General features: G+C 68.6%; 2 protein-coding genes. Both read right to left on the reverse strand.

The features are described 5' to 3' along the window. A partial coding sequence (locus DYI24_RS26675) for an MFS transporter (protein WP_164574465.1) occupies positions 1-711 on the reverse strand: 711 nt, incomplete at its 3' end. A gap of 381 nt (positions 712-1,092) precedes the next feature. After that, positions 1,093-1,323 (reverse strand): M24 family metallopeptidase C-terminal domain-containing protein (locus tag DYI24_RS26680; RefSeq protein WP_205523711.1); only part of this gene is annotated, 231 nt, incomplete at its 5' end.

Genomic DNA, 1,323 nt, shown 5'->3' on the forward strand with positions numbered 1-1,323 from the left:
CGCCAGCACCTGGCACAGCACGTAGCCGATGAAGGCGCGGCTGCCGAACAGGCTGCGAAGGTCGGTGCGGAAGCCGCCGCGCTGCGCGGTGGGCGTGCTGCTGCGGCTGGTTTCCGGCAGCGCCAGCGTGATCGCGGCGGCGACGACGATCGCCCCGGCGGTGACGGCGTAGAAGATCGCGCGCCAGCCGAGCGCGGTTTCGATCACGCCCCCGGCGAGCGGGCTCAGCATCTGCGCGATCATCATCACGGCGATCACGAGGCTGAGCATGCCGCCGACGCGGTCGCGGCTGTAGAGATCGCGGATGATGGCGCGGCTGATCACCATGCCGGAGGCGCCGCCGAGCGCCTGCAGGAAGCGCAAGCCGATCAGTTGCGGCAGCGTCTGCGCGAAGATGCAGCCGATGCTGGCCGCGACCATCAGCGCCAGCCCGCCGAGCAGCACCGGGCGGCGGCCGAAGCGATCGGACAGCGGCCCCATGATCAGCTGCGAGCAGGCCAGCCCGACCATGTAGAGCGACACGGTCATCTGCGCGACCGAGATGTCGCTGGAAAAATCGCTCGCCAGCACCGGCAGCGCCGGCACGAAGATGTACAGCGCGATCGGCGCCGCGCCGTTCATCAGCACCAGCAGAAGGAGCAGCAGCTTCGACGGCGGCAGGTCGCGCCGGCTGGCGTCGATCGTTGCGTATCTGCCGACGATTCCGTGCATGCGAGATCGGTTCCCGACGGGCCTGCCAGGGCGAAGGATGTGAGCTGGTGGTTCGACTGTAGCCTGCCAGGGTAATGCTAACAGGCGGTTTTTCGGCATAAGGCTATGCGGAAGGCGGGCGAGGGGCTGCTGGTCGTGGGGCCGCACAGGCCTCGGACCGGTGTCATTCGCGCGCAGACTCTCAACCTGTCATTCCGGGGCGCGTGCGCAGAGACTCTCGCTTGTCATTCCGGGGCGCCGCGCAGCGGCGAACCCGGAATCTCGAGGTTAGTGTGCGCGACGCAGCTCCAGGCCGTGCCCGCTTCAGATTCCGGGTTCGCGAGCTGGCGCTCGCGCCCCGGAATGACTCGGGGAGAGGGCGGCACTCATCGCTTCAAGTGTTCAGGCCCCCAGCGGCGCCGTCGCGGCGTCGAGCCAGAGTTGGGTGGGGCCGTCGAGGTGGGGGCGGACGGTTTCGCGGACGCGGGCGTGGTAGGCGTCGAGCCAGGATCGTTCCTCGGTGCTGAGCATCGCCACGTCGATCAGGCGGCGGTCGATCGGCGCCAGCGTCAGCGCCTCGAAACCGTTCATCGGCCTCTCGGCGCCATCGATCTGTTTCTCGACCTGTCTCTT

Origin of the sequence: Rhodopseudomonas sp. BR0C11 (assembly GCF_010820945.1) — a bacterium.
Classification (GTDB): Bacteria; Pseudomonadota; Alphaproteobacteria; order Rhizobiales; family Xanthobacteraceae; genus Rhodopseudomonas; species Rhodopseudomonas palustris_H.